The 25,647-nt window shown below is 66.8% G+C and carries 28 protein-coding genes, 1 tRNA gene and 1 pseudogene; 24 read left to right on the plus strand and 6 right to left on the minus strand.

From position 1 onward, the window contains the following. Window positions 1–52 precede the first annotated feature (52 nt). The 4 genes and pseudogenes from H1343_RS04165 to H1343_RS17135 all read left to right on the plus strand — a co-directional run. Window positions 53–376: a hypothetical protein gene (locus H1343_RS04165; RefSeq protein ID WP_185984681.1), complete on the plus strand. Its 324-nt coding sequence runs from the start codon at window positions 53–55 to the stop codon at window positions 374–376. Next, window positions 373–726, plus strand: a complete 354-nt coding sequence (locus H1343_RS04170) for a toxin-antitoxin system TumE family protein (RefSeq protein ID WP_185984682.1) — start codon at window positions 373–375, stop codon at window positions 724–726. Before H1343_RS04165 ends, H1343_RS04170 begins: the two co-directional genes overlap by 4 nt. Then, window positions 723–1,112 (plus strand): HVO_A0114 family putative DNA-binding protein, encoded by a 390-nt coding sequence (locus H1343_RS04175; protein WP_185984683.1) that lies wholly within the window; start codon window positions 723–725, stop codon window positions 1,110–1,112. The genes H1343_RS04170 and H1343_RS04175 overlap by 4 nt, the downstream gene beginning before the upstream one ends. A 2-nt stretch (window positions 1,113–1,114) precedes the next feature. Continuing rightward, window positions 1,115–2,149 (plus strand): annotated as a pseudogene (locus H1343_RS17135) (recombinase family protein); the annotation flags it as partial. A gap of 576 nt (window positions 2,150–2,725) precedes the next feature. On the opposite strand, the gene H1343_RS04185 reads toward H1343_RS17135, so the two are convergent. Next, window positions 2,726–2,815, minus strand: a tRNA-Ser gene (locus H1343_RS04185). 270 nt (window positions 2,816–3,085) lie between these two features. Between H1343_RS04185 and H1343_RS04190 the strand changes: the two genes are divergently transcribed. The 3 genes from H1343_RS04190 to H1343_RS04200 all read left to right on the plus strand — a co-directional run bounded on the left by H1343_RS04190 (window position 3,086) and on the right by H1343_RS04200 (window position 5,182). Beyond that, window positions 3,086–3,391: a hypothetical protein gene (locus H1343_RS04190; protein ID WP_185984684.1), complete on the plus strand. Its 306-nt coding sequence runs from the start codon at window positions 3,086–3,088 to the stop codon at window positions 3,389–3,391. Window positions 3,392–3,425: 34 nt separating this feature from the next. Continuing rightward, window positions 3,426–4,091, plus strand: a complete 666-nt coding sequence (msrA, locus tag H1343_RS04195; RefSeq protein WP_185984685.1) for a peptide-methionine (S)-S-oxide reductase MsrA — start codon at window positions 3,426–3,428, stop codon at window positions 4,089–4,091. Window positions 4,092–4,186: 95 nt separating this feature from the next. Then, complete coding sequence (locus tag H1343_RS04200; RefSeq protein ID WP_185984686.1) at window positions 4,187–5,182, plus strand: BMP family lipoprotein; 996 nt, start codon at window positions 4,187–4,189, stop codon at window positions 5,180–5,182. Window positions 5,183–5,234: 52 nt separating this feature from the next. Here the strand turns inward: H1343_RS04200 and H1343_RS04205 are convergent, their stop codons facing one another. Continuing rightward, window positions 5,235–5,450 (minus strand): SlyX family protein, encoded by a 216-nt coding sequence (locus tag H1343_RS04205; RefSeq protein ID WP_185984687.1) that lies wholly within the window; start codon window positions 5,448–5,450, stop codon window positions 5,235–5,237. A 232-nt stretch (window positions 5,451–5,682) separates the two neighbouring features. Here H1343_RS04205 and H1343_RS04210 point away from each other — a divergent pair, with 232 nt between their 5' ends. The 7 genes from H1343_RS04210 to deoA are packed head-to-tail and all read left to right on the plus strand — an operon-like array spanning window position 5,683 to window position 12,645. Further along, window positions 5,683–7,245 carry an ABC transporter ATP-binding protein gene (locus H1343_RS04210; RefSeq protein ID WP_185984688.1) on the plus strand — a complete coding sequence of 521 codons (1,563 nt, stop codon included), beginning with the start codon at window positions 5,683–5,685 and terminating at the stop codon, window positions 7,243–7,245. Next, window positions 7,242–8,381, plus strand: coding sequence for an ABC transporter permease (locus H1343_RS04215; protein ID WP_185984689.1), 1,140 nt, complete (start codon window positions 7,242–7,244; stop codon window positions 8,379–8,381). Before H1343_RS04210 ends, H1343_RS04215 begins: the two co-directional genes overlap by 4 nt. Further along, window positions 8,381–9,349: an ABC transporter permease gene (locus H1343_RS04220; protein WP_185984690.1), complete on the plus strand. Its 969-nt coding sequence runs from the start codon at window positions 8,381–8,383 to the stop codon at window positions 9,347–9,349. The genes H1343_RS04215 and H1343_RS04220 overlap by 1 nt, the downstream gene beginning before the upstream one ends. Window positions 9,350–9,355: 6 nt before the next feature. Further along, on the plus strand, window positions 9,356–9,751 hold the full coding sequence (locus tag H1343_RS04225) for a cytidine deaminase (RefSeq protein ID WP_185984691.1): 396 nt from the start codon (window positions 9,356–9,358) through the stop codon (window positions 9,749–9,751). Then, window positions 9,748–10,545, plus strand: coding sequence for a purine-nucleoside phosphorylase (locus tag H1343_RS04230; RefSeq protein WP_185984692.1), 798 nt, complete (start codon window positions 9,748–9,750; stop codon window positions 10,543–10,545). Before H1343_RS04225 ends, H1343_RS04230 begins: the two co-directional genes overlap by 4 nt. Before the next feature lies 1 nt (window position 10,546). After that, a complete protein-coding gene (gene deoC / locus H1343_RS04235) occupies window positions 10,547–11,329 on the plus strand; it encodes a deoxyribose-phosphate aldolase (RefSeq protein ID WP_185984693.1) in 783 nt (260 codons plus the stop codon). Between the two features lie 5 nt (window positions 11,330–11,334). Further along, window positions 11,335–12,645, plus strand: a complete 1,311-nt coding sequence (deoA, locus tag H1343_RS04240) for a thymidine phosphorylase (protein WP_185985475.1) — start codon at window positions 11,335–11,337, stop codon at window positions 12,643–12,645. A gap of 232 nt (window positions 12,646–12,877) precedes the next feature. Here deoA and upp read toward each other — a convergent pair whose 3' ends face one another. From upp to H1343_RS04255, 3 genes are all read right to left on the minus strand, one after another. After that, entirely contained in the window at window positions 12,878–13,507 is a 630-nt protein-coding gene (gene upp, locus H1343_RS04245; protein ID WP_185984694.1) for a uracil phosphoribosyltransferase, read from the minus strand. Window positions 13,508–13,637: 130 nt separating this feature from the next. Continuing rightward, entirely contained in the window at window positions 13,638–14,828 is a 1,191-nt protein-coding gene (locus tag H1343_RS04250) for a phosphopentomutase (RefSeq protein ID WP_185984695.1), read from the minus strand. Between the two features lie 63 nt (window positions 14,829–14,891). Next, window positions 14,892–15,344 carry a pilus assembly protein N-terminal domain-containing protein gene (locus H1343_RS04255; protein ID WP_185984696.1) on the minus strand — a complete coding sequence of 151 codons (453 nt, stop codon included), beginning with the start codon at window positions 15,342–15,344 and terminating at the stop codon, window positions 14,892–14,894. 240 nt (window positions 15,345–15,584) lie between these two features. Between H1343_RS04255 and H1343_RS04260 the strand changes: the two genes are divergently transcribed. The 10 genes from H1343_RS04260 to H1343_RS04305 all read left to right on the plus strand — a co-directional run bounded on the left by H1343_RS04260 (window position 15,585) and on the right by H1343_RS04305 (window position 24,647). Continuing rightward, window positions 15,585–15,764 carry a Flp family type IVb pilin gene (locus tag H1343_RS04260; protein ID WP_185984697.1) on the plus strand — a complete coding sequence of 60 codons (180 nt, stop codon included), beginning with the start codon at window positions 15,585–15,587 and terminating at the stop codon, window positions 15,762–15,764. A 172-nt stretch (window positions 15,765–15,936) separates the two neighbouring features. Beyond that, the gene (locus H1343_RS04265; RefSeq protein ID WP_185985476.1) at window positions 15,937–16,110 is read left to right on the plus strand and encodes a Flp family type IVb pilin; all 174 of its coding nucleotides are present in this window, start codon (window positions 15,937–15,939) and stop codon (window positions 16,108–16,110) included. Window positions 16,111–16,123: 13 nt separating this feature from the next. Further along, window positions 16,124–16,615, plus strand: coding sequence for an A24 family peptidase (locus tag H1343_RS04270; RefSeq protein WP_185984698.1), 492 nt, complete (start codon window positions 16,124–16,126; stop codon window positions 16,613–16,615). 134 nt (window positions 16,616–16,749) lie between these two features. Further along, window positions 16,750–17,553, plus strand: a complete 804-nt coding sequence (cpaB, locus tag H1343_RS04275; protein ID WP_185984699.1) for a Flp pilus assembly protein CpaB — start codon at window positions 16,750–16,752, stop codon at window positions 17,551–17,553. Window positions 17,554–17,565: 12 nt separating this feature from the next. Continuing rightward, the gene (locus tag H1343_RS04280) at window positions 17,566–19,143 is read left to right on the plus strand and encodes a type II and III secretion system protein family protein (protein ID WP_185984700.1); all 1,578 of its coding nucleotides are present in this window, start codon (window positions 17,566–17,568) and stop codon (window positions 19,141–19,143) included. After that, the gene (locus H1343_RS04285; RefSeq protein ID WP_185984701.1) at window positions 19,140–19,811 is read left to right on the plus strand and encodes a CpaD family pilus assembly protein; all 672 of its coding nucleotides are present in this window, start codon (window positions 19,140–19,142) and stop codon (window positions 19,809–19,811) included. Before H1343_RS04280 ends, H1343_RS04285 begins: the two co-directional genes overlap by 4 nt. After that, entirely contained in the window at window positions 19,805–21,091 is a 1,287-nt protein-coding gene (locus tag H1343_RS04290; protein WP_185984702.1) for a CpaE/TadZ family protein, read from the plus strand. Before H1343_RS04285 ends, H1343_RS04290 begins: the two co-directional genes overlap by 7 nt. A gap of 64 nt (window positions 21,092–21,155) precedes the next feature. After that, a complete protein-coding gene (locus H1343_RS04295) occupies window positions 21,156–22,649 on the plus strand; it encodes a TadA family conjugal transfer-associated ATPase (protein ID WP_185984703.1) in 1,494 nt (497 codons plus the stop codon). Beyond that, window positions 22,649–23,647, plus strand: coding sequence for a type II secretion system F family protein (locus tag H1343_RS04300; protein ID WP_425484651.1), 999 nt, complete (start codon window positions 22,649–22,651; stop codon window positions 23,645–23,647). The genes H1343_RS04295 and H1343_RS04300 overlap by 1 nt, the downstream gene beginning before the upstream one ends. A gap of 16 nt (window positions 23,648–23,663) precedes the next feature. Next, window positions 23,664–24,647 carry a type II secretion system F family protein gene (locus H1343_RS04305; protein WP_185984705.1) on the plus strand — a complete coding sequence of 328 codons (984 nt, stop codon included), beginning with the start codon at window positions 23,664–23,666 and terminating at the stop codon, window positions 24,645–24,647. Window positions 24,648–24,726: 79 nt separating this feature from the next. On the opposite strand, the gene H1343_RS04310 is transcribed toward H1343_RS04305, so the two are convergent. Next, window positions 24,727–25,554, minus strand: coding sequence for a tetratricopeptide repeat protein (locus H1343_RS04310; RefSeq protein ID WP_185984706.1), 828 nt, complete (start codon window positions 25,552–25,554; stop codon window positions 24,727–24,729). Window positions 25,555–25,647 lie beyond the last annotated feature (93 nt).

The raw sequence follows: 25,647 nt of genomic DNA on the forward strand, positions 1-25,647 counted from the left end.
TAATTCCGGGGCGTATAGCGCCCCGGAATCCACCACAACCAAGGAGGATTCCATGTGCGCAGAGCGCCGCCGCGCCCGCAAAGGGCGACCGCGACACCCGGTCCCCGTAACACTTCCTGACGATCTGTTCGACTATGCCGACGAACCCACGCCAGACGGCCGGGAACGCCGCAGGTCGCCGCTTCGCATCGTCGATGTTGAGACGCTGCCGGTCTTCGACGACTGGCCCGAGAAGGTGCCGATCACCGAGGAAGAACTGCAAATCTTTGAGCGGTATTTCGGCGACGTTCTGGACCGGCTGTTCGGCCCCATCGACGCCGATTCTGACAGTCAGGGCTTGCAGGAGTTAACATCAGATGGCAACATTAAGCCATGAGCGAGGATCGTGCCCCGAGCCTCGACACGCTTCTGGGCCTCGACGGACAGGTGCTCGTTATCGACCCCGAGGGCGGCCATTGGGTGAAGTTCGTTGTCACCCGCGTTCCGGCATCGCCGGAGAAGCCGCACGGCCTCGATTACTCGCTCACGCTTCACGGGCCTTCGGGCGAACGGCTAGTCGGTTTCGATAACGCCCATCCGGTTGGCCGAGGCAGGAGGGGCGAGCCGATGGACCATCGGCACCGCCTCCAGACCGTGAAGCCCTACGCCTACGAGGACGCGGCCACGCTACTGGCCGACTTCTGGCAGGCGGTGGACGCGGTGATGAAGGAGCGAGGCGTAACATGACCACATTGAAAGTCGGGATTGCCGACTATGAAGAAATGAAGGCCCGCACCATGCGGGTCGCCAACGGCGAGGAAAAACCTGCGCCCGACGATCCCAAGGTATGGTTCACGTCAACGGAATCCTTTGCGCAAATTCTTTCCAGCGGGAATCGCGAGTTGCTGCGCGTCATCGACGAGCAGTCGCCCGGCTCGCTGGAGGAACTGTCGCGGATCACGGGGCGGACCAAGCCGAGCCTATCCCGAACACTCAAGACGATGGCGAACTATGGCCTGATCCGGATGGAGCCCGGCGAGGGCCGGAGGCTCATGCCGAAGGTGTTGCATGATCGCGTGGCGCTGGAGTTGCCGCTGATCGAGCGCCGGGCCGCGAAAGGAGACGCGCTATGAATATGCAAAGTCCTCATGTCGCCTTGCGCGCCGCGCTGTACCTGCGCGTGTCAACGACGCGGCAGGCCGAGCATAACGTGTCGATCCCCGACCAGCGCAAGCAGGGCGAAGCCTACTGCGCCTCGCGTGGCTACCAACTTGTCGAAACCTTCGTGGAAGCCGGAGCATCTGCGACCAACGACCGCCGCCCCGAGTTCCAACGGATGATTGAGGCCGGCACCAGCAGGCCCGCGCCGTTCGACGTGGTGGTGGTTCACAGCTTCTCGCGCTTCTTCCGCGATCACTTCGAGCTGGAGTTCAACGTCAGGAAGCTCGCCAAGAACGGCGTTAAGCTCGTGTCCATCACGCAGGAGATGGGCGACGATCCCATGCACGTCATGATGCGGCAGATCATGGCGCTGTTCGACGAATACCAGTCCAAGGAGAACGGCAAGCACGTCTTGCGGGCCTTGAAGGAGAACGCCCGGCAAGGCTTCTGGAACGGCTCGTTGCCGCCCATCGGCTACCGCGTTGTCGATGCCGAGCAGCGCGGCGCAAAGATGAAGAAGAAGCTGGAGATCGACCCGCTCCATGCTGACACCGTGCGGCTGATCTTCCGTCTTGCATCTGAAGGTGACGGCACTTCCGGCCCTATGGGCGTCAAAAACATCGTCAACTATCTGAACAAGCACCGCATGTTTACCCGCAACGGCGGGCGTTGGGGCATCGGCCAGCTTCACCGTGTGATGACCCGCCGCACCTATATCGGCGAGCATCGCTTCAATCGCCGCTCCAACAAGGGCGTAGTGAAGCCCGAGGATGAAATCGTCACCGTCGCGGTGCCGCCGCTGATCGACCTTGAGATATTCGAGGCCGTGCAGAATCGCTTGAAGGTCAACAACCCGAAGGTGACGCCGCCGCGCGTGGTCAGCGGCCCGAACCTGCTGACCGGCATTTGCCATTGCGGCAATTGTGGAGGTGCGATGACGCTGCGCACCGGCAAGAACGGCCGCTATCGCTACTATGCCTGCTCGATCCGGGCGCGGCAGGGCGAAACCGGCTGCAAGGGCCGCGCAATCCCCATGGATAAGCTCGACCGCATCGTGGTCAGCCATATCGAGGAAAGGCTACTCGACCCCGAGCGGATCGAAGATGTGCTCGCCTCGCTTCTGGATCGCCGGCAGGAGGGCGTCGAGCGGCGCAGCCAGCATATCGCCGAGTTGAACCATCGCGCGGCCGAGGCCGACAACCGCCTCAAGAGACTTTACGACGCCATTGAAGCCGGTTCGCTCGACCCGGCCGAATCCTCCCTTGGCGAGCGCATCGCCGGCCTCACGGCGCTTCGGGATCAGGCGCGGGCCGATGCCACTCGGATCGAAGCCATGCTCGCAAGCTCAACTCACCAGCGCCTCACAGGGGCAGCCGTGCGGGAACTGGCGAGCGAAGCACGCACGCGACTCCGGCTTGGAAAGGGCGGCTATCGGCGGGAACACGTCCGGGCCTTCGCCCAGCACGTTGAGGTCGCGGATGACGCGATCTACATCAAAGGAAGCAAAAACGTCCTGTTGAGGACGCTGGTAGCCGCTAAGGGAGGGAAATCGGCGGGAATCGGCGTTCCCAGTTTTATACCGGAGTGGCGGAGGGAGCGGGATTCGAACCCGCGATACGGTTTCCCGTATACACACTTTCCAGGCGTGCGCCTTCAACCACTCGGCCACCCCTCCGTCCGCTTGCCGCACAGGCAAGGGCGCGCCGCCAGCGCTGTGGCCGGCGGGACGGCCGTGGGCTTATGACAGATCGAAGGCAGGTTCAAGCGGCAAGTCGCCGATCCGGGAGAAGTCACCGCATACATGCCGGCTCGCTTGCGTCGCGGACGGCTCGGCCCCATTTTCCGATCGGCGCCGCGATCTCGGCGGACGACGCGTTCGCACGCTTCGTCATTCGGTCAGCGGAGCGAGTTGATAGGCGCGCGGCGCGCCATGCAGAGGATGTCCATGATCGCCTTTCTCTTCCGGCTCGTCGGCTGCCTCCTTCTCGCCTCGGGCACAGTCTTCGCCATCGGTGATATCGCGCGTTCGCTCTCGGCAGAGACGATCCGGCTGACGAGTGTCGCCGAGGGAGCAGCGCTTCTGGCCGGCTCGGGGCTGGTCGACATCGCCGGCTGGACGAGCGCGCCGCCGCCGCTCGGCACCGTGTGGCAGACCGTCTCTCAATGGCCGGCCGCACCGTCGCTCGCTGTCCTGGCGATCCTGTTCCTCCTCGCCGGGCGCCGGCGGCCGGAGCCCGAATTCTACCGCTGAACCCAGACACGCCGAACACAAAGGGAGTTCTTCCATGTCGCTGTTCGATCTTCTCACACGCAAGACCCAGATGGTTTCAGCGCAGGACGCGCTGCCGGGCCGCCAGACCCCGATTCCGACCGCGGCGATCCACTTCGTCAACGGCACGCCGCTGCAAGGTCCGTTCCCCGAAGGCAGCCGCACGGCGCTCTTCGGCGCAGGCTGCTTCTGGGGCGTGGAGCGCAAGTTCTGGCAGGCGCCCGGCGTGCTCTCCACCGCCGTCGGCTATGCAGGCGGTCACACACCGAACCCGACCTACGAGGAAGTCTGCTCGGGGCGCACCGGCCACAACGAGGTGGTGCTCGTGGTGTACGACCCCGAGGTCGTCTCCTATGACGGGCTCCTGAAGCTGTTCTTCGAGAGCCACGACCCGACGCAGGGGATGCGCCAGGGCAACGATGTCGGCACGCAGTATCGCTCGGGCATCTATGTGGACGGGCCGGACGAGCGCGCGGCGGCCGAGGCCGCGCTCGCAACCTACCAGAAGGCGCTTGAGGCGGCGGGCCACGGCGGCAGGATCACGACCGAGATCGTCGATGCGCCGACCTTCTACTACGCCGAGGACTATCACCAGCAGTATCTCGCCAAGGTGCCGAACGGCTATTGCGGCGTCGGCGGCACGGGCGTCTCCTGCCCGATCGGGACGGGCGTCGCCGCCTGACGCAGGAGGTTCGGGCGACGATGCATCGCGTTTTGCATCGCCGCCCGCGCCGTGCCAGTGTCGGATCACGATCAACGACGGATCTCAGAACCGACATGAAGACCATCCTCGCAGGGTTGATGACCGCAACGCTTCTTTCGGCCGGCAGCGCGCTCGCCGCCGAGATCAACCCGGCCGTCGTCTACGATTTCGGCGGAAAGTTCGACAAGAGCTTCAACGAGGCGGCCTATGTCGGCGCCGAGCGCTACCAGGAAGAGACGGGCACCGGGTACCGCGACTTCGAGATCCAGTCCGACGCGCAGCGCGAGCAGGCGCTGCGCCGTTTCGCGCGCGACGGTCACTCGCCGATCATCGCAGTCGGTTTCGCCCAGGCCGCGGCCGTGGAGGCCGTTGCGCCGGAATTCCCGGACCTGCAGTTCGCAATCGTAGACGCGGTGGTGGAACTGCCCAACGTGCGTTCGATCCTCTTCAAGGAGGAGGAGGGCTCCTACCTCGTCGGGCTTCTCGCGGCCATGAAGTCGGAGACGGGCACCGTCGGCTTCGTCGGCGGCATGGACGTGCCGCTCATCCGAAAGTTCGCTTGCGGCTATGCCGGCGGCGTGAAGGCAGCCAATGCCGACGCGACCGTGATCCAGAACATGACGGGTACGACGGGCGCGGCCTGGAACGACCCGGTGCGCGGCGGTGAGTTGACGCGCTCGCAGATCGACCAGGGCGCCGACGTTGTCTTCCACGCGGCGGGCGCGACGGGTATCGGCGTGCTGCAAGCGGCCGCGGATGCCGGCAGGTTCGGCATCGGCGTCGATTCCAACCAGAACGCTCTGCATCCCGGCCACGTCCTGACCTCGATGGTCAAGCGCGTGGACAACGCCGTGTTCGCGGCCTTCGAGGATGCCGCCAATGACCGCTGGACGGCCGGCACCGTGGTTCTCGGGCTGGCCGAGGAGGGCGTCGACTACGCGGTTGACGAGAACAACGAAAGCCTCCTCACGGAGGAGATGCGCGCGGCGGCCGAACAGGCCAAGGCCGACATCATCGCCGGAACCGTGGAAGTCCACGACTATTACACCGACAGTGCCTGCCCGTACTGAGCGCGGCGGTCCGGCATCGGAGGAGGGGAGGCGCGAGCCCCCCTTCGTCGTTTCAGTAGTGCGGTGGCTTCGTGATCTCCGGGCGCGGAGTCGCGACGTCCTCAAGCGCGAGAAAGCGCTCGGCGAGTTCGCGCAGCGTCTTCTCCAGGCGGTCGATCACCTGCCCCTGCCGGCGAACCTCGTCGGACAATTCCTCGATGGCCACGCCCTGATGGGCGATCGCGGCTTCAAGTTCGACGATCCGCCCTTCCGCATCCGCACCGCTCACGAGGCATAGCTCCCCATCTGCACGGCCATTCGGGTGGCCCGAAGGCGCGGGGCGGCGCGATCTCTTCGCGTTGACGACATGAAATGGCCTCGTATTGGCTTTGGGTGGAGCGTTGACAGGGGCGGCCGCCTCGCGCAAGTCCCGCGCACGCCCACCTCGGCGTGTTCCGCGGCGCTGGCCAACCGGCCGGCCCGCACATAGTCTGGCGGAAACGGATCCCGGGGGCGACTTCATGGCGGCAGCGATCGAGCTCATCGGCATCGACAAGAGCTTCGGGGCCGTTCGCGCCAACCGTGACATCAACCTGACCGTCGAGAAGGGCACGATCCACGGGATCGTCGGAGAGAACGGCGCCGGCAAGTCCACGCTGATGTCGATCCTCTACGGCTTCTACCAGGCCGATGCCGGGGAAATCCGCGTCGACGGCCAGGCGGCCTCGATCACCGATCCGAACGCGGCCATCGCGGCGGGCATCGGCATGGTCCACCAGCACTTCATGCTGGTCGAGAACTTCACCGTCCTCGAGAACATCATGCTCGGTGCCGAACAGTCCGGCCTTCTGCGCCCGGGCATCCGCCGCGCGCGGGCCGAACTCCTGCGCCTGCAGAGGGAGCACGGGCTCGACATCGACCCCGACGCGGTGGTGGGCGAGCTTCCCGTCGGCCTGCAGCAGCGCGTCGAAATCCTCAAGGCGCTCTATCGCGGCGCCGATATCCTCATCCTCGACGAGCCGACGGGTGTGTTGACGCCGGCCGAGGCCGACCAGCTCTTCGGCGTCTTGAAGGCCCTGCGGGACGAGGGCAAGACGATCGTCCTCATCACGCACAAGCTGCGCGAGATCATGGCCGTGACGGACGCCGTCTCGGTGATGCGGCGCGGCGAGATCGCGGCGACGCGCAGGACGGCCGAGACGCATGTCGGGGAACTCGCCGAACTCATGGTCGGCCGCCGCGTGCTCCTGCGTGTCGAGAAGGGTGCGGCGCAGCCGGGCGAGGTGCGCCTGTCCGTCCGGGACCTGACGGTGCGGGATGCGCGCGGCGTGACGATGGCGCAGGGCGTCTCATTCGACGTTCGGGCTGGCGAGGTCGTCGGCATCGCGGGCGTGGCCGGCAACGGCCAGTCGGAGGTGCTGGAGGCGCTGTCCGGCATCCGGCGGGCGTCCGGCGGCGCGGTGACGCTGAACGGCAAGGTGCTCGACCCGACGACGGAGCGAGACCCTTCGCTGCTTCGCCGGATGGGTCTCGCGCATGTGCCGGAGGACCGGCACCACATGGGTCTCGTCCTACCCTTCACGGAGTGCGAGAACGCCATTCTCGGCTATCACCGCGATCCGGCTTTCAGGCGCGGACCCTTTCTCGACATCGACGCCATGCGCCGCGAGGCCGCGTCCAAGATCGAAGCCTACGACATCCGTCCGCCGTCCTGCGACCTGAAGACCGCCAATTTCTCGGGCGGTAACCAGCAGAAGATCGTGCTCGCGCGCGAGATGGAGCGAGACCCCGACGTGCTTCTCATCGGCCAGCCGACACGCGGAGTCGACGTCGGCGCGATCGAGTTCATCCACCGGCGCATCGTGAAAATGCGCGAGGCGGGCAAGGCGGTGCTCCTCGTCTCCGTCGAGCTCGACGAGATCCGCGCCCTGTCGGACCGCATCCTCGTGATGTTCGACGGGCGCATTGTCGGCGAATGCGGACCGGACGCCACGGAGGCCGAACTCGGCCTGATGATGGCCGGCGCAGGCGGCGGGGCACCGGCCCACGCTCGTCATGGCGCGCCGCAGGGAGCGCAGGCATGAGCCGCCCCTATACGCAACTGCCGGGCTGGGTCGACCACGGCGTCATCCCGCTCGTCAACGTCGTCTTCGCGTTCCTCGTCGCCGGCCTCGTGGTGCTCGCCGTCGGCGAGAGCCCGGTCGAGGCCGCGCGCCTGATGCTGCGCGGCGCCTTCGGCTACGGCGAGGGCATCGGCTTCACGCTCTACTACACGACGAACTTCATCTTCACCGGGCTCGCCGTCGCCGTGGCGTTCCATGGCGGGCTGTTCAACATCGGCGGGGAGGGGCAGGCCTATCTCGGGGGGCTCGGCGTCGCCTTCGTCGCGCTCAATCTCGACGGCACCTTCCCGTGGTGGATCAACCTGCCGCTGGCGGTGATGGCGTCTGCCACCTTCGGCGCTCTCTGGGCCTTCATACCGGCGATCCTGCAAGCCAAGCGCGGCTCGCACATCGTCATCACCACGATCATGTTCAACTTCATCGCCTCGGCGCTGATGGTCTACCTGATCGTCAATCATCTGCGCCCGGTGCAGGCCATGCAGCCGGAATCGCGCCGCTTCGCCGAGGGCGCACAACTGCCGCATCTCGGGCCGATCTTCGAGCGCATGGGCGTCGATCTCGGCGGCTCTCCGCTCAACGTCACCTTCCTCGTCGCGCTGGCGGCCGCGTTCGTCGTCTGGCTTCTGATCTGGCGCACGCGCCTCGGCTACGAGATCCGCACCCTCGGCCACAGCCAGAGCGCGGCGCGCTACGCCGGCATGGATCGCGTCAAGCTGACGGTGATCATCATGCTGATCTCCGGCGGGCTCGCCGGCATGATGGCGCTGAACCCGGTGATGGGCGACCAGTATCGCCTGCAGATCGACTTTCCCGCCGGTGCCGGTTTCGTCGGCATCGCTGTCGCACTGATGGGTCGGGGCCACCCGGCCGGCATCGTGCCGGCGGCGCTTCTCTTCGGCGTCCTCTACCAGGGCGGGGCGGAGCTCGCCTTCGACATGCCGACGATCTCGCGCGACATGATCGTCATCATCCAGGGCCTCGTGATCCTCTTTGCGGGCGCGATGGAGAACATGTTCCGGCCCGGCATCGGCACGGCCTTCCAGGCGGTTCGGTTCCGCTCTCCGCGGGCGACGAGTGGCGCGGGGGACAAGGCCTGATGGACGCGGCGCTCTTCCTCAACCTTCTCGATTCCACCATCCGCCTGTCGACGCCGCTCCTCTTCGCGGCGCTCGCCGGCCTCTACTCCGAGCGCTCGGGGGTCTTCGACATCTCGCTCGAAGGCAAGATGCTGATCGGTGCCTTCGCCGCCGCCTCGGCTGCCGCCGTGACGGGCTCGGCCCTCTACGGGCTTCTCGCGGGCGTGTGCGCGGCGACGGTCTTCGCGCTCGTCCACGGCCTTGCCTCCATCACCTATCGTGGCAACCAGATCGTCTCGGGCGTCGCCATCAACTTCATCGCGGCGGGGCTGACAATCATCCTCGGCGGCGCCTGGTTCGAGCAGGGCGGGCGCACGCCACCGCTGTCGGGCACGCAGCGCTTCTCCGACGTGACGCTGCCCTTCGCGGACGCGGTTTCCAGTGTGCCGGTGATTGGTCCGCTCTACTCGCAGGTGATCTCGGGCCAGAGCGTCCTTGTCTACATCGCCTTCGCCATGGTGCCGATCTCGTGGTGGGTGCTGTTCCGCACGCGCTTCGGCCTCCGGCTGCGCGCCGTCGGCGAGAACCCGGCGGCAGTCGATACGGCCGGCATCTCCGTGCCTTGGCTGCGTTACCGCGCCGTCATCGTCTGCGGCATCCTGACGGGCTTTGCCGGCACCTATATCGGCATCGTGCAGGCGGCGGGCTTCAACCGCGACATGACGGCCGGCAAGGGCTTCATCGCGCTCGCGGCGCTTATCTTCGCCAAGTGGAAGCCGGTGCCGGTGATGTTCGCCTGCCTCCTCTTCGGCTTCCTCGACGCCTTCGCCATCCGTGCGCAGAACATTGCGCTGCCGCTCGTCGGCCAGGTTCCGCCGCAGGCGATCCAGGCGCTGCCCTACGTACTGACGGTGGTGCTCCTTGCCGGCTTCATCGGCAAGGCGATCCCGCCGAAGGCCGGCGGTGTCCCCTATGTGAAAGAACGCTGAAACCCGATGTCCGACGACCTCTTCAACCTCGCGCGCCGGGCGATGGCGAAATGCCACGCGCCCTATTCGAACTTTCCGGTCGGTGCGGCGATCCGCACCCATGACGGAAGGCTCTACTCGGGTTGCAACATCGAGGTGGTCAGCTTCCCGGAAGGCTGGTGCGCGGAGACGACCGCCATCGGCCACATGGTGATGGACGGCGGCGGGCGGATCGCCGAGGTGGCGGTGGTCGCCTCGAAGATGCGGGCCTGCACGCCCTGCGGCGGCTGCCGCCAGCGGCTCGCCGAGTTCGGCACGCCCGAAACGCTCGTCCACCTCTGCGACGCATCGGACGGCGTGATCGAGACGGTGACGCTCGGCGATCTCCTACCCAAGGCCTTCCCGAAGGACGCCGTGTCGTGAGAGAGGCCGCAGACCTCGTGCGTGCGCGTCTCGGCGCGCTGTCGCCGCGCATCGCGCTCGTCGCCGGCTCGGGCCTCGGGTCGCTGGTGGGCGAAGTGGAGGGCGCGGTGCGCATCCCCTACGCCGACATCCCCCGCTTTCCGGTCAGCGCCGTCTCGGGCCATGCGGGAGAGCTCGTCGCGGGCATGCTCGCCGGCGTGCCGGTGATCGTCCTCTCCGGCCGTGTCCATTACTACGAGGCGGGCGATGCGGCCGCGATGCGCCCGGCGCTGGAGATGCTGCGCGATCTCGGCGTCGACATCCTCGCACTGACCAATGCGGCCGGCTCGGTCAACCCGGGCATCGCGCCGGGCGAGGTGATGCTGATCGAGGATCACATCAACTTCTCCGGGTTGAACCCCCTCATCGGCGAACGCTCCGAAGCGCGCTTCACCGGCATGACCACCGCCTACGACCCGGACCTGCGGGCGGCGATGGTGCGCGGGGCGCAAGAGGCCGGCGTGCCGATGCACGAGGGCGTCTACATGTGGTTTTCCGGCCCGTCCTTCGAGACGCCGGCCGAGGTGCGCATGGCGCGGCGTCTCGGCGCCGACGCGGTCGGCATGTCCACGGTGCCCGAGACGATCCTGGCGCGTTTCCTCGGCCTTCGCGTCGTCGCGGCGTCCGTCGTGACGAATTTCGGAGCCGGAATGACCGGTGAAGAGTTGTCTCATGACGAGACCAAGGAAATCGCGCCGCAGGGCGGCGCCAAGCTGGCCCGCATTCTCAAGGCAGCGCTGCCGGAGTTCATCTGATATGACCGACACCAATCCAGCCGAAGAGGCGCGCGCGCTGATCGCCTGCCTCGACCTCACCGACCTCAACGACGGGTCGAGTGAGGCCGATGTCGACGCGCTGATCGAGCGGGCGCAGACGCCGCACGGTAACGTCGCGGCGATCTGCATCTGGCCGCGCTTCGTCGCGCACGCCAAGGCCAGGCTTCCCGCCGGCATGAAGCTCGCGACCGTCGTCAACTTCCCCGATGGCGGCGAGGACATCGAGGCCGTGATCGCGGAAGCCAAGCAGGCCATCGCGGACGGGACCGACGAGATCGACTACGTCATCGCCTATCGCCGCATCGACGGCGATCCCGGCTACGCTGCCCGTCAGGTCGAGAAGCTCCGCGAGGCGATCGGTGGTGTGACGTTGAAAGCGATCCTGGAGACGGGCGAGTTGCACGACCCGGCGCTCATCGAAGTGGCGGCCGTCTCCGCGCTGCATGGCGGGGCGGACTTCCTGAAGACCTCGACCGGCAGGACCCAAACCAGTGCCACGCTGCCGGCCGCGCGCATCCTCCTGCGCTCGATCCTGCAGGATGAGAGCGGCCGCGCGCTCGGCTTCAAGCCGTCCGGAGGCATCCGAAGCTTCGAGGATGCGCGGGCCTATCGCGATCTCGCCGACGAGGTGATGGGCAAGGGCTGGGCGACGCCCGAGACCTTCCGCATCGGCGCCTCCGGCGTCCTCGCCGATCTTCTCGCCGTGGCGGATGGAAAACGTGCGCCGGGCGAGCGCCCGGCCGGCACCGGGAGCGCCTACTGATGGCGATGCTTCCGCAGGAATTCATCCGAGCCAAGCGCGACGGCAAGCCGCTTGACCCGGCCGAGATCGCTGCCTTCATCGGGGGCTTCGAGGGCGAGCGCGTGACGGAAGGCCAGGTCGCGGCTTTCGCGATGGCCGTCTTCTTCAACGGCCTTGCCCGTGACGAGACGGTGGCGTTGACGCTCGCCATGCGCGATTCCGGCGACGTTCTCGACTGGTCCGGTATCGGCCGGCCGATCGTCGACAAGCATTCCACCGGCGGCGTCGGCGACAACGTCTCGCTGATGCTCGCGCCGATCGTCGCGGCCTGCGGGGGCGCGGTGCCGATGATCTCCGGGCGTGGCCTCGGGCACACCGGCGGCACGCTCGACAAGATGGAATCGATCCCCGGCTATTCGGTCACGCCGGACAACGCGCTGTTCCGCAAGGTGACGGACGAGATCGGCTGCGCGATCATCGGCCAGACGGGGCGCCTCGCGCCCGCCGACAAGCGCTTCTACGGCATCCGGGACGTGACGGCGACGGTGGAGTCCATCCCGCTCATCACCGCCTCGATCCTGTCGAAGAAGCTCGCCGCCGGCCTTCAGGGCCTGGTCCTCGACGTCAAGTCCGGCTCGGGCGCCTTCATGGGTACGGAAGCCGAGGCGCGGGCGCTCGCCGAAAGCCTCGTCGCGGTCGCCAACGGCGCGGGTCTGAAGACCACCGCGCTTCTCACCGGCATGGACGAGGCGCTGGCGAGCGACGCCGGCAACGCGGTTGAGGTGCGCAACGCGGTTCGCTTCCTCACCGGCGAGCATCGCGATCCGCGGCTGCAGGCCGTCACACTGACGCTCGCGGGCGAGATGCTGGCGCTGGTCGGCCTTGCCGAAAGCCGAGAAGAAGGGCTCGCCAAGGCGACCACTGCCCTCTCGGACGGGCGCGCGGCCGAGATCTTCGGGCGCATGGTGCATGCGCTGGGCGGTCCGTCGGATTTCGTGGAGAAGATGGACGCACACCTGCCGAAGGCCGAACTGGTGCGCGACATCGTGGCCGACGAGGGTGGGGTCATCGCCGCAGTCGACACGCGCGCGCTCGGCCTTGCGGTCGTCGCGCTCGGCGGCGGGCGCACCCGGCCGCAGGACCCGGTCGACCATGCGGTCGGGTTGACGCGCATCGCCGGTCTGGGCACCGAACTGTCGAAGGGCGATGTCATCTGCTCGGTCCATGCGCGCAGCGACGCGGATTTCGAGAAGGCCGAGGCCTTCGTGCGCGGTGCCTACCGCTTCGGCGCGGCCCCGACCGAACGCCCGGCGGTGATCGCGCGCTTCGAGGCCTGATCGCGCCGTTCCGCCTCGCCGCCGGCCTCGATGATACGTGCCGGCGGCTCCGCGGGTGTCTCGGGCGGCAGCGGGCGCTCTCCCCGGCCGGTCGGCGGCGGAAAGGCAAGCGCGGCGACGGCCGCACTGAGCGCGAGGATGATGAATTTCGACACCGGACGGCACCTCTTCAGGAAGAGAGGCTGCCGCCTTTGTCTTTCGGATCGGTGAAGATCGCTGCTTCGGGCGGACGCTACTTCGTGCCGTACATGCGGTCGCCGGCATCGCCGAGGCCGGGCACGATGTAGCCCTTCTCGTTCAGCTTCTCGTCGATCGAGGCGGTGAACACTGGCACGTCCGGGTGCGCCGCGCGGAAGCGCTCAATACCCTCCGGGGCGGCAAGAAGGCACAGGAAGCGGATGTTCTTCGCGCCGCGCTCCTTCAGCTTGTCCATTGCCGCAATGGCGGAATTGGCCGTCGCGAGCATCGGGTCGACCGCGATGACGAGGCGGTTGGCGAGGTCTTCGGGCGCCTTGAAGTAGTACTCCACCGCTTCCAGCGTTTCGTGGTCGCGATACATGCCGATATGGGCGACGCGGGCCGCCGGCACGAGGTCCAGCATGCCCTCGAGGAGGCCGTTGCCGGCCCGCAGGATGGAGGCGAAGACGAGTTTCTTGCCCTCCAGGATCGGGGCGTCCACCTCCATGATCGGCGTCTCGATGCGCATGGTGGTGAGTTGCAGGTCGCGCGTCACCTCGTAGCATAGCAGCGTCGAGATCTCGCGCAGGAGGCGCCGGAAGCTCGCTGTCGAGGTCTCCTTGCGGCGCATCAGCGTGAGCTTGTGCTGCACCAGCGGGTGATCGACGACGGTGACACCGTTCATGCGCGCATTCTCCATTTCAGGCGGAACCTGTCTATTCGCTGGCGCCCGGCGCGCCAAGGTGCAGAGCGGCAGGTCGATCTGCCGGCATCGGTCCGCCCGCGGTGCAAGGGGGCCGGCTTCCGCGAGCCTGTCAGATGAAGCTCTTGCCGTGCGGGCCGGGGGGCAGGCCGAGATGGGCGGCCGCGCTCTCGCCGATATCGGCGAAACTCCCGCGGTCTCCGATCGGGCGTGGGGCGAGGCCGGGCCCGAAGGCGAGGACGGGAACGCGTTCGCGCGTGTGATCGCTGCCGCGCCATGTCGGATCGCAGCCGTGGTCGGCGGTGATGATTGCAAGGTCCGCGTCGCGCAATTTGGCGAAGAGTTCCGGCAGACGCGCGTCGAAGGCTTCCAGCGCGGCCGCATAGCCGGCGACGTCCCGCCGGTGTCCGAACTCGGAATCGAAGTCGATGAAGTTGGCAAAGACGAGGTCGCCGTCCTCGGCATCGTCGAGTGCGCCGAGCATGGCGTCGAACAGCGCCATGTTGCCGGCCGCCTTGCGCACCTCGGATATCCCGCGATGGGCGAAGATGTCGCCGATCTTGCCGATCGCTATGACACGGCTGCCGCGCTCTACCAGACGATCGAGCACCGTCGGTTCGGGCGGCGGTACGGCATAGTCGCGCCGGTTCGCGGTGCGTTTGAAGGTTTCGGTCGTCTCGCCGACGAAGGGGCGCGCGATGACGCGGCCGATGTTGAGGGGATCGACGAGGCGACGCGCCACGAGGCACAGTTCATACAGCCGCTCGAGCCCGAAATGCGTTTCGTGTGCGGCGATCTGCAACACGCTGTCGGCCGAGGTGTAGAGGATCGGCTTGCCACCCGCGATGTGCTCCTCGCCGAACTCGGCGATCACCTGCGTGCCCGATCCGTGGCGGTTGGCGAGGGTGCCCGGCAGGTCGCCGGCGTCCAGAAGCTCGGCGATCAGCTCCGGCGGAAAGGTTTCTTCGCCTTCCGGGAAATAGCCCCAGTCGAAGGTGACGGGCACGCCCGCGATCTCCCAGTGGCCGGACGGTGTGTCCTTGCCCTTCGAGGTTTCAGCGGCGGTGCCCCACAGTCCATGCGGCTCGGGGCCTTTTAGGCCGCCCGCGCGGGCAAGGCCGAGGGCGTCGAGATGCGGCACGTCGAGCGGCCCGCTACGCAGGCCCTCGCGATCGGCCTTTCCTTCGCTTGCGGCCGCGCGGATGTGACCATGCGTGTCGGAGCCTTCGTCGCCGTAGGCGGCGGCGTCAGGCGCGCGGCCGACACCGAAGGAATCAAGCACCATCAGGATCGCGCGGGCCATTGCGGCACTCCCCGGGAAAACGGCGTTAGTGCCACGCGGCCAGGGGTGCCTGCAATGGCGGCGCTACTGGGCGGCGTTGCGGGCCAGACTTTCGCGGACCCCGAACTGGCCGGCCGCTGCTCCGAACGCGCTATCGCTGTCGCCGATCGTGACCGTCGGCTCGCAATGGGGTGAGCAGGAGTAGGTCGAGCGTTGCGCCTGACGATAAACGCGCACCGAAGCCGTCTCGACGCTACCGACCGAGACGGCTTCGTCGATCACCGCATCGCCCTGCGCGTCCAGCACCACGAGATTGGTCACGCCGTAGGAGCGCCCGGTGAGAACGAGCGTATGTGCATCATGGACCGTTACATCGACGATGGAGGGGTTGCCGACGATGATCGTCTCCGCTGCACGATCGATCTTCAGGACCTTTGCATGATCGATCGAGACGGAAAGCGCCGCATCCTGCGCGAACGCTGGGTTGGCCTGCACGGACGCCGTGAGGAGAAGGGCGGCGAGGGCGGTGCGGATCATCGCGCGATGTGCCTTCCTGATTGAATGAAACGGCGCCACATTAGATCGGAAGCAATTAAGCAGCATTTAACGAAAAGACTTCCGTCTTGCTTAACCGTACTTCGGCCTGTTGCGATTTTATCTTCTATAAAGGATATCCTTTAAGCGTTTTCGAAGGGCGGTTCCCTAAAGTCAGGCCATCCGAACGACAGGATTGGTCGTCGGGAGTTGATTTACAAACCGGACTGTAAGGAGTTCCCAATGTCCAAGCTTTTCGCTCGCTTCCGTAAGAACGAGAAGGGCGCCACCGCCATCGAATACGGCCTCATCGCCGCTCTGATCTCCGTCGGCATCATCGGTGCCGCCGTTACGATCGGCGACGAGATCGCCGGTGCGTTCGGCGACGTTCGCGACGGCATCCAAGAGGGCCGCGCCGAGTAAGCATATACGTGGCGTAGCACGGTCCGGTGGGCGTGAGTTTGCTTGCAGCAGCTCGCGCCTTCCGGTGCTCAATCAAAGCGGCTCATGTAGTTGCGAGAAAAGGGGGATGATTCCCATGTCACGCCGAAGCCTATCGGATGTGTCCTCTGTCCGCCCTTCGTCTCGCAGCTTTATGCATGGCGGGTTTGCGCCATGTCGTTTTGCCAGGGATCGCTCTGGCGCGACCGCCATCGAATACGGCCTCATTTGCGCCCTTATAAGCGGAGCGATCGTCTTGGTCGCAGTGTCGCTAGGGGACAATCTCGACTTTCGCTACGGGGAAGTCGTGAACGCGCTGACCCAGTAGACCCGGCTCTCACATGCTTATCGCGCTCGCCTTCATCCTCCTTATGTTCTGGGCGATGGCGTCCGACATCGCTTCGATGACCATTTCCAACCGTCTTTGTCTCGCGCTGGCGGCCGTCTTTCCGTTCGCGGCACTCGCCTACGGTCTTTCCTCGACCGAGATCGGCGTCCATGCGCTGACCGGCGCGCTCGCGCTCGCGCTCACCTTCGCGCTGTTCTCGCTGAACTGGATGGGTGGTGGCGACGCCAAGCTGATCGCCGCGACCGCGCTATGGTTCGGGCCGACGCAGGATCTCTCGAACTACCTCCTCTTCGCCTCGCTGATCGGCGGCGCGCTGACGCTGTTCATCCTTGTGGCACGCGCCGTGCGCCAGCCGACGACCGGCCTCGTCTTCCTCGACCGCCTGCTGACGCCTTCCGTCGGCATCCCTTACGGCGTCGCCCTTGGTTCGGCGGCGATCGCGGTTTTCCTGACGGGCAGGTGGGGGCAGTCGCTCGGCCTTTGAAGCTTGTGGCAATCCTGCGTCGACTAAAAGGCGACGTTCAAAGGTGTAGGGCTTCGTTAACCATACATTGAGGGTTTGCGCTCCATAACCGGCATCGTCGGATTGACGTATGGTCAGGTGGAGCGAGAAGCACGATGAGCCTAGCGCGCGTGGCGGTCTTCGGGGTCGCAATACTCGCAGCGGCCGGCGCCGGTTTCGTCGCCCTCCAGATGACCGCTCCGTCGCCCGAGCCGGTGCTTCTCGCCGACGCACCGTCCGAGCCGGCCATCCGTCTGACCGAGGTGCTCGTCACCGCAAAGGACGTGCCGATGGGCGCGCCGGTTGATGCGGTGCTCGCCTGGCAGAACTGGCCTGCGGACGGGGTGGGCGACACGCTCATCCGCCGCGAGGCGCGGCCCGACGCAATCGCCGAGCTCCAGGGCTCCGTGGCGCGCCAGAGCTTCTTTGCCGGCGAACCGGTGCGCGAGGCAAAGCTCGTCAAGTCCGACCGCGGCTTCATGTCCGCGATCCTGCCGAGCGGCAAGCGCGCCATTGCCATCCAGATCGCGGCCGATACATCGGCGGGCGGCTTCATCCTGCCCAACGACCATGTCGACGTCATCATGTCACGGCAGCTGGAGAGCGGTCGCGTCGATACCGAGACGGTCCTGCGTAACCTGCGGGTCCTCGCGATCGACCAGACCGTCGAGGACAAGGACGGCGAGCGCGTCGTGGTCGGCTCAACCGCCACCATCGAGGTCGACCCCAGTCAGGCCGAGGCTTTGACCGCGGCCCAGCGGATGGCCGACCGTCTGGTCCTCTCTCTGCGCTCGCTCAGCGATTCCGTGCCCGGCTCGCCCGGCTATGCCGCTTTCCTGCTGGAGCAGGAAAGCCCGCAGAATGCTCGCATCCGCCTCGTCCGCTACGGGCAGGCGAGCGACATCACAACCCGCAACTGACGGACGATCACGATGCGGCTCCGCCACTCCCTTCCGATCGCCCGTCTTATGCTCGCAGGCCTCGCCGCTGCGGTCGTCGCGCCGACCGCGCCCGGCTTCGCGCAGGAAAGCGTCGTGCAGATCACGCGCCCCCAGCAGACGGTCTCGCTCGGGCTCGACAAGTCCAAGGTCATCGACCTGCCCCGCGATGCGCACGACATCCTCGTCGCCAATCCGGCGGTCGCCGACGCGGTAACGCGCACGGCGCGGCGCATCTACATCTTCGGGAAGCGGGTCGGGCAGACGAACATCTTCGTCTTCGATGCGGAAGGCCGTGAGGTCGCCGTCCTCGATCTTCGCATCGAGCGCGACATTTCGGGCCTCGAATCGACGATCCGCCGCTTCCTGCCGAACTCGCAGGTGCGCGCCGAGATGCTGAACGACAACGTCGTGCTGACCGGCACGGTGCTGACCTCGCAGGATGCCGCACAGGCCGTCCAGCTGGCGCAGATCTATGTGACGGGCGGCGAGGCGACGACGAGCCAGTACATCCAGTCCGTGTCCGGGCCCTCGAGCACCGCAGGTGGCGGCGGTGTCTCGCAGCTCGGCGAGCAGCGTCAGCGCTCGCAGATCGTGAACCTCCTGCAGATCCAGGGCGAGGACCAGGTCACGCTGAAGGTGACCGTCGCCGAAGTCCAGCGCTCCGTCGTCAAGCAACTGGGCATTGACGGGGTCGGCGTCGGCTCGATCGATGGCGTCAGCTTCTCGGCGGCCTCCGACAATCCATTCGGCCTCGGCAACGCGATCTCCAGCACGGGCGCGGCGCTCTCTAACGGAGGCTCAAGCGGCAACGGCATTTCAGCGCAGTTGCGAGCCCTTGAACAGGCCGGCGTGATGCGCACGTTGGCCGAGCCGAGCCTGACCGCGATCTCGGGTGAAAGCGCGACCTTCAAGGTCGGCGGCGAGTTCACCGTGCCGCGCGGGCGCACTGTGACGCCCGATCGTCGGACCAACATCCGCAACGACCAAGGGCAGATCGTCGATACCGAGATCGAGGAAGGCACGGTCAACGTTCGGACGGAGCAGATCGACTACGGCATCGGCCTCGACTTCACCCCGGTCGTCCTCTCGCCCGGTCGCATCTCCCTGAAGGTTCGGACCGCTGTCTCCGAGCCAACCTTTGAAACCCCGTTCAACGCGAGCGGCGGCGCCGGCGTGAACTCGCTTTCGATCATTGGCATCCGTCGGCGCCTCGCAGACACCACCGTCGAGCTTCCTTCCGGAGGCTCCATCGTCATCGCGGGCCTCGTGCGCGACGAGGTGCGGCAGGTCATTTCCGGCTACCCGGGGCTCTCCAAGCTGCCGATTCTCGGCACGCTGTTCAGGAGCCGGGACTTCCAGCGCTACGAGACCGAACTCGTCGTCATCGTCACGCCCTATCTCGTGCGTCCAGTCGCGCGGCAGGATCTCGCGCGCCCTGATGATGGCCTCGCCTTCACCTCGGACGGCTCGGCCAACTTCCTCGGCCGCATCAACCGCGTCTATGGCGCGATGGAAACCTCCCTTCCTCCCGGCCGCTACAACGGCATCGTCGGATACATCTACAAATGACCCGGCTTCTCCTCCCGCTTCTCGCGCTCGGGCTTCTTTCGGGCTGCGCCAACGTCCACAACGTCGAGGTCGGGGCGGTGCCGGACGACTACCGCACCCGGCATCCGATCGTGGTGGGCGAAGGCGAGCGCACGCTCGACATCCCGGTGACGGCCTCCGATACCAAGCTGAACCACGGCGCACGCTCCCGGGTGGTGTCCTTCGCCTCGAGTTTCCGCCAGTCGAATGGGGCGGCGATGCGGGTGATGGTGCCCACCGGCGGCTTCAATGACGCGGCGAGTCGGCTGGCGGCGACGGACGTCGTCTCCACGCTGCGGGCCGAGGGCGTGCCACACGACCGCATCCTCGTCACGCCCTATCCGGCATCGGACGTCTCGGGCCCGGTGCCGATCAAGCTCGCCTACTCCACGCTCCAGGCGAGTGTCGCTCCGTGCGGGCGCTGGCCGGAAGACCTCGGCAACACGCACGACAACAGGAACTACTTCAATTTCGGCTGCGCCTCGCAGTCCAATCTCGCGGCGCAGATCGCGGACCCGCGCGACCTCCTGTCGCCACGCGGCATGAGCGAGATCGACGCCGAGCGCCGAACCACCGCGATCGAGCGCTATCGCGCCGGGCAGAACCCGTCGACACCGCCGAGAGGCAGCGAGGTGAACTACCAATGGTAGCGGTGACGTCCTCCCATCTGGCGGGCGCCGACCTGCGCGACGAGGGCCTCGGCCACGAGGAGAGAACCCTCGCCGTGCTGCGCCCCGTGCCGCGCATCTCCGTCCAGGCCTTCTGCGAGAGCGAAGAGGTGCGCGCGGCCATCGAGCAGGCCGGGCAGGACCGGCGCATGGCCAAGGCGCATGTCCGCGTGCAGCAGGGGGGCATCCGTGCCGCGCTCGAGCACTATGCCGGCGCGCCGACGCCGAACCTGATGATCCTGGAATCGCGGCTGGAGGCCACCGCCCTCCTGGCCGAGCTCGAGACGCTGTCCGAGGTCTGCGATCCGGGTTCGAAGGTCATCATCGTCGGGCATCACAACGACATTTTCCTGTACCGCGAGCTGACGCGCCGGGGCATCTCCGAATATCTCGTCGCGCCGGTGCTCCTGTCCGACATCATCTCGATCATCTCCCAGATCTTCGTCGCACCGGACGCCGAACCCCTCGGGCGCACGCTGGCATTCGTCGGCGCCAAGGGTGGCGTCGGCTCATCCACGATCGCCCACAACGTCGCCTGGTCGATCGCGCGCCAGCTCTCCAGCGAGGTGTTGCTCGCCGATCTCGACTTGCCCTTCGGCACGGCCAACATCAATCTCGACCAGGACCCGGCTCAGGGCATCGCCGAGGCGCTTTTCTCGGCCGACCGCATGGACGACGCGCTGCTCGACAGGCTGCTCGCCAAATGCGCCGAACGCCTTTCGCTTCTCGCCGCCCCCTCGATCCTCGACCGCACCTACGACTTCCAGAGCGATGCCTTCGCAACGCTCATCGAGGCCGCGCAGCGCTCCACGCCTTTCGTGGTGCTGGACGTGCCGCACGGCTGGAACGACTGGACGCGCTCGGTTCTCACGCAGGCGGACGAGATCGTCATCACGGCGAGCTGCGATCTCGCCAATCTGCGCAACGCGAAGAACCTCGTCGACACGCTGCGCAAGAGCCGCCCGAACGACCGTCCGCCGCGCCTGATCCTCAACCAGATCGGCGTGCCCAAGCGCCCGGAGATCGCGCCGGACGAATTCCTCGACCCGCTCGGGCTGAGCGCGCTCGCCACGATCGGCTTCGAGCCGCAGCTCTTCGGAACGGCCGCCAACAACGGACGCATGCTGTCGGAGACCGACGCCAAGCATCCCGTGAACGAGACCGTCTCCGGGATCGCCCGCGCGCTGACCGGCCGCGGCAACGAGAAGCGCGCAAAACGGACGGGCCGAGCGAGCCTCCTCGACCTCATCCGCCGGAAGTAACCGGCCCGGCGCTGCGTCCCTTCTCGGGGCGGCCGCCGCGAAGCCCTGACGAAAGTAGCGATCGATGTTCGGAAAGCGCGGACAGGAGCCCGTCGTCGCAGCGCCAGCCCCCCGGCCGCAGGCGCCCGTTTCCGCGCCCGCGGCCCAGAGCGGGCCTCAGAGCGCGCCAAAACCGGCTGCGGCACCGACGCCGGTGCCGGTGCCTGCGCGCGAGGCGTCCGCTGCGCCGCAGCCGGCCGCTGCTCCCGCGAATGCCCGGCCCGACAGCTATTACGAGACGAAGACACGTGTCTTCGCCGCCCTGATCGACACGATCGACCTCTCCCAGCTCGCCCGCCTCGACACCGAGGCCGCGAAGGAGGAGATCCGCGACATCGTCAACGACATCGTGGCGATCAAGAACTTCGCCATGACGATCGCGGAGCAGGAGGATCTGCTCTCCGACATCTGCAACGACGTCCTCGGCTACGGCCCGCTCGAGCCGCTTCTGGCGCGCGACGACATCGCCGACATCATGATCAACGGCTCGCGGCAGTCCTTCATCGAGGTCAACGGCAAGGTTCAGGAGGCGGGTATCCGCTTCCGCGACAACCAGCAGCTCCTCAACATCTGCCAGCGCATCGTGTCCCAGGTCGGCCGGCGCGTGGACGAGACCTCGCCGATCTGCGATGCGCGCCTGCCCGACGGCTCGCGCGTCAACGTCATCGCGCCGCCGCTCGCCATCGACGGGGCCGTCCTCACCATCCGCAAGTTCAAGAAGGACAAGCTGACCCTCGACCAGCTCGTCAAATACGGGACGATCACGCCCGAGGGCGCGGCGATCCTCCAGATCATCGGCCGCGTCCGCTGCAACGTCGTCATTTCCGGCGGCACGGGCTCGGGCAAGACGACGCTCCTGAACTGCCTGACGCGCTACATCGACGCCGACGAGCGCATCATCACCTGCGAGGACTCGGCCGAACTCCAGCTCCAGCAGCCTCACGTCGTGCGCCTCGAGACGCGCCCGCCCAACATCGAGGGCGAGGGCGAGATCACCATGCGCGATCTCGTCAAGAACTGCCTGCGCATGCGCCCCGAGCGCATCATCGTCGGCGAGGTGCGCGGCCCCGAGGTGTTCGATCTCCTGCAGGCGATGAACACCGGCCACGACGGCTCGATGGGCACGATCCACTCCAACTCGCCGCGCGAGTGCCTGAACCGCATCGAATCCATGATCGCGATGGGCGGCTTCTCGCTGCCCGCGCGCACCGTGCGCGAGATCATCGTCGGCTCGGTGGACGTCATCGTGCAGGCCGCGCGCCTTCGCGACGGGTCGCGCCGCATCACCCACATCACCGAGGTTCTCGGGATGGAGGGCGACGTCATCATCACGCAGGACCTGTTCGTCTACGACATCATGGGCGAGGACGCGCGCGGCAACCTCGTCGGCCGCCATCGCTCCACCGGCATCGGACGCCCGGCTTTCTGGGACAAGGCGCGCTACTTCAACGAGGAGCAGCGCCTCGCCGCCGCCCTCGACGCCTCGGCCGCCCGCGAAGAGGAACTCGGCCTGTCATGATGACCGCCATCCTCTTCGCGCTCCTGGCGGGCCTTTCGGTCGGCGCACTCCTCTATGCGCTTTTCCAACCTCGCATCGCGATGGAGAAGAACGCCAAGTCTCGCCTCACGCAGATGAAAGGCGCGGAGACGGACGCCGTCTCCAAGCGCGCCGCGCGCGATCGGGTCGCCGAAGTCGCCAAGCGCCGGCGCAACCTCCAGGCTTCGCTGAAGGCCGTCGACGACAAGCAGAAGGCCCATTCCAAGGCGACGAACAAGGCCTCGATCGAGAAGCAGATCGCACAGGCCGGACTGGCGCTGTCGATGACCGGCTTCGTGCTTCTCAGCATCGGCGCCGGCCTCCTGTCGTTTCTGCTCGCAGTCCTGTTCGGGCTTTCGCTTCTCGTTGCGCTGGGGGCGGGCATCGTGGGCGGCTACGGTCTTCCGCGCCTGATCCTGTCGCGCCTGCGCAAGCGCCGGCAGCTCGCCTTCATCGAGGAATTCGCGAACGCGGTGGACCTCATCGTGCGCGGCATCAAGTCCGGCCTGCCGCTGAACGACACGATGCGCATGATCGCCTCCGAGGCCAAGGAGCCCGTGCGCTCCGAGTTCAAGCGCGTGGTCGAGGCGCAGCAGATGGGCCTTTCGACGGCCGAGGCGGTGGACCGGCTCTACCAGAACATGCCTTTGTCGGAGACGAATTTCTTCTCCATCGTCATTTCGATCCAGGCGCAGGCCGGCGGCAATCTGTCCGAGGCACTCGGCAATCTCAGCCGCGTCCTGCGCGAGCGCAAGAAGATGAAGATGAAGATCCAGGCGATGTCGATGGAGGCTAAGGCTTCCGGCGGCATCATCGGCGCGCTTCCGGTGGTGGTGGCCGTCCTCGTCTGGCTGACGACGCCGGACTACATCGCCGTCCTTTTCACTTCGCTCACCGGACAGATGATCCTCGCGGCCTCCGCGTTCTGGATGGCCGTGGGCGTCTTCGTGATGAAGCGCATGATCGCCTTCGATTTCTGACGGGAAGGAACTGCGAATGGATTTCCTTTCCTCGTTCGGCGTCTCGCCGCAGGCTGTCGTCGGCGTCCTCGTGGCGGTGGCCGTGTTCACGACGCTCGTCTCCGTCGCGATGCCGATCATCGTGGGCAACCCGTTGAAGAGCCGAATGAAGGCGGTCGCGCTCGAGCGCGAACAGGTGCGCGCCCGCGAGCGAGCGCGCCTCAATGCGGAGAAGGAGACGCGAGGCGCGTCGCTTCGTCAGCGCGAGGAAGGCTTCGCCGCCAAGGTCGTCGCCGTGCTCGACCTCAAGAAGGCGCTGGCCGACGAGAAGACGATCCAGAACCTGCGTGTCGCGGGCCTTCGCTCGAAGCGCGCGCTGACGATGTTTCTCTTCGCGCGCGTCGTGCTCTCGCTCGCCTTCCTCGTCCTCGGCGCGCTCTACATCTTCGGTCTCGGCCTCTTGGCGGAAAGTCCGTTCATGCTGCGCCTCGCCGTCTGTGTCGGCGTCGGCTATGCGGGCTTCTACGCGCCGATCATCTACGTCTCGAACCTCAAGTCCAAGCGCATCCTGTCCATCACGCGCGCCTGGCCGGACGCGCTGGACCTGCTCCTCATCTGCGTGGAATCGGGCAACTCCATCGAGGCGGCCTTTCGGCGCGTGGCCGACGAGATCGGTATCCAGTCCGTCCCGCTGGCCGAGGAGCTGGTACTCCTTACCGCCGAACTCTCCTACCTGCCCGAACGCCGGCAGGCCTACGAGAACTTGACCCAGCGCACGGGCCTGGAGGCGGTTCGTTCGGTTTGCATGGCGCTGATCCAGGCCGAGCGCTACGGCACGCCGCTCGGCACCGCGCTTCGCACGCTCTCCCAGGAGAACCGCGACGCGCGCATGAACCTTGCCGAGAAGAAGGCGGCCGCCCTGCCGCCCAAGCTGACGGTGCCGATGATCGTCTTCTTCCTGCCTGTGCTCTTCGCCGTGATCATCGGCCCGGCGATCATCCAGACCGTCGGCATGCCCTGATCGACTTCCGCGTGCATGAAAAGAGAAGGGCCCGGCAGCGATGCCGGGCCCTTTCTCCGTTCGGTGCCGGGATGGGTCGTCAGGCGCGGTTCTCGCTTTCGAGCTCCGACCAGGTGTTGCGCTGGGAAAGGAGCGTGCGCAGGAAGGCGACGTTCGCCGACGCTTCCTCGGCCGAAAGCTCTCCGGCGGCGATACGCTCAGCCTCGTCGAAGCGGCCCTGCAAGCCGACGACGAGCGCGAGGTTCTGGCGCACGCGGCTGTCCGCGCCGAACTGGCCGACGGCGCTCTTGAGGTAGCGCTCCGCCGACGGCAGGTCGTTGGCCAGAAGATGGGACATGCCGAGGTTGGACAGGACGGACGGCTCGTTCGGCTGGATCTCGAGCGCCCGCTGGAACAGCGCGCGCGCCGGCCCCGGCTGGCCGAGCTGATCGAGGATCGCGCCCTCGGTCGAGAGAAGCCGCCAGTCCGGATAGTCCGGCGTCTGCGCGCGGCGCACCGTTTCCAGCGCCCTCGGCAGGTCGCCCGCCGCCGCCAGCGCCTTGCCATAGGCGGCGAGCACGTCGCGATCCTCGGGGTGGGCGATCGCCATCTGCTGCATCACGGCCAGCGACTGGTCGTTGCGCCCGGTCATCTGGAGCGAGGACGCGTAGGCGAGGCCTGTCGCCTTGTTCTGCGGGTCTGCCTGGTAGGAGGCGCCGTAGGTGCGCGCGACATTGCCGAGCTCGGCCGCGTTCATCGCAGCGATCGCCTGCGGCGCGGTGGTCGGGGCCGTCGAGATCGATCCGGTGTGCATCGGCGAGGTTCGGGTGCAGCCCGAAAGCGCCGCCAGAGCTGCGAGGCCGAAAATTGCGGCTGTTCCGGGCGAGCCGAAGCGCGCGCGTCGCGTCAGGGTCTGGCGTCTCGTCATGGGGCGCTCCGGTGGAGGGGACAGGCAGGGAAGAAGGGACCGTTGGTACGGACAATATTTCGTTAACCCTAACGGTGCGTTAAGAGGCTGGGC

The sequence above is a fragment of the Aureimonas mangrovi genome (genome assembly GCF_014058705.1).
Lineage (GTDB): Bacteria > Pseudomonadota > Alphaproteobacteria > Rhizobiales > Rhizobiaceae > Aureimonas > Aureimonas mangrovi.

Excerpts from the sequence above, each read along its gene's own strand:
- H1343_RS04165 (WP_185984681.1), top strand. The coding sequence starts at position 53 with ATGTGCGCAGAGCGCCGCCGCGCCCGCAAAGGGCGACCGCGACACCCG.
- H1343_RS04170 (WP_185984682.1), top strand. The coding sequence starts at position 373 with ATGAGCGAGGATCGTGCCCCGAGCCTCGACACGCTTCTGGGCCTCGAC.
- H1343_RS04175 (WP_185984683.1), top strand. The coding sequence starts at position 723 with ATGACCACATTGAAAGTCGGGATTGCCGACTATGAAGAAATGAAGGCC.
- H1343_RS04190 (WP_185984684.1), top strand. The coding sequence starts at position 3,086 with ATGATCGCCTTTCTCTTCCGGCTCGTCGGCTGCCTCCTTCTCGCCTCG.
- msrA (WP_185984685.1), top strand. The coding sequence starts at position 3,426 with ATGTCGCTGTTCGATCTTCTCACACGCAAGACCCAGATGGTTTCAGCG.
- H1343_RS04200 (WP_185984686.1), top strand. The coding sequence starts at position 4,187 with ATGAAGACCATCCTCGCAGGGTTGATGACCGCAACGCTTCTTTCGGCC.
- H1343_RS04210 (WP_185984688.1), top strand. The coding sequence starts at position 5,683 with ATGGCGGCAGCGATCGAGCTCATCGGCATCGACAAGAGCTTCGGGGCC.
- H1343_RS04215 (WP_185984689.1), top strand. The coding sequence starts at position 7,242 with ATGAGCCGCCCCTATACGCAACTGCCGGGCTGGGTCGACCACGGCGTC.
- H1343_RS04220 (WP_185984690.1), top strand. The coding sequence starts at position 8,381 with ATGGACGCGGCGCTCTTCCTCAACCTTCTCGATTCCACCATCCGCCTG.
- H1343_RS04225 (WP_185984691.1), top strand. The coding sequence starts at position 9,356 with ATGTCCGACGACCTCTTCAACCTCGCGCGCCGGGCGATGGCGAAATGC.
- deoC (WP_185984693.1), top strand. The coding sequence starts at position 10,547 with ATGACCGACACCAATCCAGCCGAAGAGGCGCGCGCGCTGATCGCCTGC.
- deoA (WP_185985475.1), top strand. The coding sequence starts at position 11,335 with ATGCTTCCGCAGGAATTCATCCGAGCCAAGCGCGACGGCAAGCCGCTT.
- upp (WP_185984694.1), bottom strand. The coding sequence starts at position 13,507 with ATGAACGGTGTCACCGTCGTCGATCACCCGCTGGTGCAGCACAAGCTC.
- H1343_RS04250 (WP_185984695.1), bottom strand. The coding sequence starts at position 14,828 with ATGGCCCGCGCGATCCTGATGGTGCTTGATTCCTTCGGTGTCGGCCGC.
- H1343_RS04255 (WP_185984696.1), bottom strand. The coding sequence starts at position 15,344 with ATGATCCGCACCGCCCTCGCCGCCCTTCTCCTCACGGCGTCCGTGCAG.
- H1343_RS04260 (WP_185984697.1), top strand. The coding sequence starts at position 15,585 with ATGTCCAAGCTTTTCGCTCGCTTCCGTAAGAACGAGAAGGGCGCCACC.
- H1343_RS04265 (WP_185985476.1), top strand. The coding sequence starts at position 15,937 with ATGCATGGCGGGTTTGCGCCATGTCGTTTTGCCAGGGATCGCTCTGGC.
- H1343_RS04270 (WP_185984698.1), top strand. The coding sequence starts at position 16,124 with ATGCTTATCGCGCTCGCCTTCATCCTCCTTATGTTCTGGGCGATGGCG.
- cpaB (WP_185984699.1), top strand. The coding sequence starts at position 16,750 with ATGAGCCTAGCGCGCGTGGCGGTCTTCGGGGTCGCAATACTCGCAGCG.
- H1343_RS04280 (WP_185984700.1), top strand. The coding sequence starts at position 17,566 with ATGCGGCTCCGCCACTCCCTTCCGATCGCCCGTCTTATGCTCGCAGGC.
- H1343_RS04285 (WP_185984701.1), top strand. The coding sequence starts at position 19,140 with ATGACCCGGCTTCTCCTCCCGCTTCTCGCGCTCGGGCTTCTTTCGGGC.
- H1343_RS04290 (WP_185984702.1), top strand. The coding sequence starts at position 19,805 with ATGGTAGCGGTGACGTCCTCCCATCTGGCGGGCGCCGACCTGCGCGAC.
- H1343_RS04295 (WP_185984703.1), top strand. The coding sequence starts at position 21,156 with ATGTTCGGAAAGCGCGGACAGGAGCCCGTCGTCGCAGCGCCAGCCCCC.
- H1343_RS04300 (WP_425484651.1), top strand. The coding sequence starts at position 22,649 with ATGACCGCCATCCTCTTCGCGCTCCTGGCGGGCCTTTCGGTCGGCGCA.
- H1343_RS04305 (WP_185984705.1), top strand. The coding sequence starts at position 23,664 with ATGGATTTCCTTTCCTCGTTCGGCGTCTCGCCGCAGGCTGTCGTCGGC.
- H1343_RS04310 (WP_185984706.1), bottom strand. The coding sequence starts at position 25,554 with ATGACGAGACGCCAGACCCTGACGCGACGCGCGCGCTTCGGCTCGCCC.